The organism is Lactobacillus nasalidis, from assembly GCF_016587775.1.
GTDB classification, from domain to species: Bacteria; Bacillota; Bacilli; order Lactobacillales; family Lactobacillaceae; genus Lactobacillus; species Lactobacillus nasalidis.
Genome location: NZ_BOCG01000287.1, coordinates 1 through 4,201, shown reverse-complemented (window position 1 = coordinate 4,201; position 4,201 = coordinate 1). Strand labels below are relative to the sequence as shown.

Sequence of the window (4,201 nt, the reverse complement as noted above, 5' to 3'; positions counted from 1 at the left end):
ACCGGAACAACCGGTTGAAGAAGCTGCTGGACATGCACGCTCCTGGCTTGATCGTACAAAACGAAGAGCGGATGCTGCAGGAAGCCGTCGACGCTTTGATCGACAACGGCCGCCGCGGCCGTCCGGTCGTTGGGCCGGGCAACCGTCCGCTGAAGTCCATTTCCCACATGCTGAAGGGTAAGCAGGGTCGTTTCCGTCAAAACTTGCTTGGTAAGCGTGTCGACTACTCCGGCCGTTCAGTCATCGACGTTTCTCCGAAGCTGAAGCTTTACCAATGCGGCGTTCCGCGTCCAATGGCCTTGGAATTGTTCAAGCCTTTCGTAATGCGGGAACTGGTTCGCCGGGGCATTGCTTCCAACATCAAGAACGCCAAGCGCAAGATCGACCGTGAAGACGACGACATTTGGGACGTATTGGAATACGTCATCAAGGAACGTCCAGTTCTTTTGAACCGGGCACCTACCCTGCACCGGCTGTCAATTCAAGCCTTTGAACCAGTGCTGGTGCCAGGCAAGGCCCTGCGTTTGCACCCGCTGGCTTGTGAAGCCTACAACGCCGACTTCGACGGTGACCAGATGGCCATCCACGTGCCGCTGTCAGACGAAGCAGTTGCGGAATCCCGCCTGCTGATGCTGGCTGCCCACCACATCCTTACTCCTAAGGATGGTACGCCAATCGTTACTCCGTCTCAGGACATCGTTTTGGGTAACTACTGGCTGACGCAAGCTGAAATCGGCCGTGAAGGCGAAGGCATGATCTTTGCCACTCCGGAAGAAGCAACCGTTGCCTACAACAACGGCGACATCCACTACCACACCATCATCGGTGTTTCAGCAGCCTCAATGCCTAAGAAGAACTGGGGCGTAGGCCACGAAGACGGCATTTTCGTAACGACTTACGGCCGTCTGGTCTTCAACTCTCTCTTCCCAGACGACTACTTCTACATCAACGAGCCGACTCAAGACAACTTGAAGCAGCCGATGGATGAAAAGTATTTCCTGGAAGATGGTCAAGACATCCACGACAAGATCGCTGAAGTTGGCCAGGACCTGGTGGCTACGCCATTCAAGAAGGGCTTCCTGGGTGACACGATTTCTGAAATCTACAAGCGCTACCGGGTACAAAGAACTTCTGAATACCTGGACGACTTGAAGGAAATGGGCTACTCTGCTTCAACCATCTCCGGTCTGACGATCGGTATGGCCGACGTTCCGGAAACCAAGACCAAGGATGCTTTGGTTGCCGAAGCCCGCAAGCAGGTTAAGCAGGTATCCAAGATGTTCCGCCGGGGCAAGCTGTCCGACAAGGAACGTCACGACAACATCATCAAGATTTGGACCGACTGTAAGGATGCCGTTCAGCAAGAAATTGCCGAATTCAAGGACCAGAGAAACCCAATCTCCGTCATGCAGCAGTCCGGTGCCCGTGGTAACATCTCTAACTTCACCCAGCTGGCTGGTATGCGTGGTTTGATGGCTACTCCAAGTGGTGAATTGTTCGAAATTCCGGTTATCTCCAACTTTAAGGAAGGTCTGACCGTGCTGGAACTGTTCATGTCCACTCACGGCGCCCGGAAGGGTATGACTGACACGGCCTTGAAGACCGCCCAGTCTGGTTACCTGACCCGTCGTCTGGTCGACGTTGCCCAGGATGTCATCATCCGTGAAGACGACTGTGGCACTGACCGCGGCATTACGGCCAGAGCAATCGTTGACAAGGATGCCGGCTTGATCGAATCCCTTTACGACCGTCTGGTAGGCCGCTTTACCAACCGGACTGTCCGTGACCCGCAAACTGGCGAAGTAATCTGCCCGAAGGGCGTCTTGATGGACGAACAGATGGCGCAGAAGATCGTCGACGCCGGCGTTCAAGAAGTTCAGATCCGGTCAATCCTGACTTGCAACACTTCCCACGGTATCTGCCGGAAGTGCTACGGCCGGAACCTGGCTACTGCCGAAGAAGTTGAAATCGGTGAAGCAGTCGGTACGGTTGCCGCTCAGTCAATCGGTGAACCAGGTACCCAGCTGACCCTGCGTACTTTCCACACCGGTGGTGTTGCCGGCGCAGAAGACATCACTCAAGGTCTGCCTCGTGTGCAAGAATTGTTTGAAGCCCGCAACCCTAAGGGTCGCGCGGTCATCTCTGAAGTTGACGGTGTTGTCGACAAGATCGAAAGCAACGCGGCTGAACACTTGCAGGAAATCACCGTTAAGGGCAAGATCGACACCAGAGTCTACACCATTCCTTACACGGCTAAGCCAGCCGTTCAGGAAGGCGACGAAATTCACCGTGGTGACAAGCTGATCCCTGGTTCTATCGACCCTAAGGAACTGATCAAGGTAACTGATACTCTGACGACCGAAGAATACATCCTGGCTGAAGTCCAGAAGTCATACCGGACTCAGGGTGTTGACCTGGCCGACAAGCACGCCGAAGTTCTGACTAGACAGATGCTGCAGAAGGTCCGCGTCCTTGACCCAGGTGAAACTGACATTCTGCCAGGTGAAGTCATGGACATCGCTGAATTCCGTGACCGCAACCGCGACGTCATCATCAGCGGTGGTATCCCGGCAACTGCCCAAGCAGACATTCTGGGTATCACCAAGGCTGCCCTGGAAACCAACAGTTTCCTGTCAGCTGCTTCCTTCCAGGAAACTACCCGGGTGCTTACCGACGCGTCAATCCGCGGCAAGAACGACCCGCTGCTTGGTCTGAAGGAAAACGTCATCATCGGGAAGATCATCCCAGCTGGTACTGGCATGCCAATTTACCGCAACCAAGTGCCAAAGGCCGATGTTCAACAACCAGACTCAGTTTACTCAATCGCTGACCTGGAAAAGAAGATGGAAGACGAAAACAAGGAAACTGAAGCAAGCAAGTAATTCAGTTCAATAAAAAACGTTCGAATGACTAGATGTCATCCGAACGTTTTTTTGCTTTAGAGCAAAAACTGGAGATTCAAGCCCCAAAACAGGTAGGGCAGGAAGGCGAAGGCTTCTTCAGCCGGCAGCTTCCGCCAGGCCGCCCGGGCCAGGGCAAGCAGGGAAGCGAGCAGAAAGCTCTTCAAGGCGACTTGGCTGGAAAAATTTAAGACCAAGAGGAGATAAAACCAGACGTCGCCGCTGCCCATCTTCCCGCGCAAAGTCAGCCAGACCAGGACCGCCAGAAAGCAGGCGGCTGCGCCCAGTCCTTCCATGCCCGGAGCCAAGAAAAAATGCCGCAGGCCGGTCACCAGGGGCGTGAATAGCAGGCAGCTGTCATAAGCCTGCTCGTGCAGGTCACTGGTGACCATCAAAATAAAATGGCTAATCAAAAGTATGGAGTATAAGATGCCGTGCTCAGGAAGCGCGTAAACGGTCAGGTTGCCGGCCAGAATGATGTAAGGAAGGTCTTGAACCAGCCGGTCTTCCCGGTTTAAAGCTGAGTAATAGTAGCGGTCGGCATTGTAAGCTGCCAGGAGACCGCAGGCCAAAGAGATCAGTTCGCTGAGCATTTTTTCTTCCTCCAGCAACTAGTACAACTTTTTTGAGTTTATTTTTTAAAAGCCGCAAAAAATTGCCAGTTTGAAGAAAAATCAGCCTTACTCGCCTAAAACGAACTTCTCGATGGCTTCAGCGATGCCGTCTCCGTCGTTTGTCCCGGTGACGTAGTCGGCTGCCTGCTTGACCAGGTCGTTGCCGTTGCCCATGGCCACGCTGGTGCCGGCAAAAGCAAACATGTCCAGGTCGTTGCGCTCGTCGCCAACGGCCATGACTTCTTCTGGAGCAATGCCCAGCCGCTCGCAGAGTTCTTCCAGGCCCTGGCCCTTGTTTACTTTAGGGTTGAGCAGCTCAAGGAAGCGGGGATCGGTCCGCAGAACGTTGAAGTCCTGGCTCCAGTCCTGCTTGACTTCAGCTTCCACGCTGTCGAGCAGGTCCTGACTGCCGACGAAGCAGGCCTTGGCAATGTCCTGGCCAGCTTCCGGAAATTCCGCGACGCCTCTGACGAAAAGGACGGCCTGGTTTTCGAAAGCCTGCTGGTAAACCATCGGGTCGATGTCATGATCGGGCGTGACGATGCGGGAATCAAAATCGACAATGTTGAAAGGCAGGCGGCGGGCCAGGGCATAAGCAGCCAGTTGCCGGTAAAAGGAGTTGGCGATCAAGTCGCTGGTCATGATTTCCCCGCTGGCCCGGCGGCTGATGGCGCCGTTAAGCGTGAC

Annotated in this window: 3 protein-coding genes; 1 reads left to right on the top strand and 2 read right to left on the bottom strand. The window is 54.4% G+C overall.

Going from position 1 to position 4,201, the window contains the following annotated elements:
• Window positions 1-2,882: DNA-directed RNA polymerase subunit beta' (rpoC, locus tag lacNas_RS05175; RefSeq protein WP_201346661.1), on the top strand; the 2,882-nt coding region annotated here is incomplete at its 5' end.
• A 56-nt stretch (window positions 2,883-2,938) separates the two neighbouring features.
• Here rpoC and lacNas_RS05170 read toward each other — a convergent pair.
• Both lacNas_RS05170 and lacNas_RS05165 read right to left on the bottom strand, forming a co-directional pair.
• Window positions 2,939-3,493: a hypothetical protein gene (locus lacNas_RS05170; RefSeq protein WP_201330312.1), complete on the bottom strand. Its 555-nt coding sequence runs from the start codon at window positions 3,491-3,493 to the stop codon at window positions 2,939-2,941.
• Window positions 3,494-3,580: 87 nt separating this feature from the next.
• Window positions 3,581-4,201, bottom strand: a 621-nt coding sequence (locus tag lacNas_RS05165; protein WP_201335850.1) for an HAD-IIB family hydrolase, incomplete at its 5' end; no start/stop codon positions are given.

Excerpts from the sequence above, each read along its gene's own strand:
- lacNas_RS05170 (WP_201330312.1), bottom strand. The coding sequence starts at position 3,493 with ATGCTCAGCGAACTGATCTCTTTGGCCTGCGGTCTCCTGGCAGCTTAC.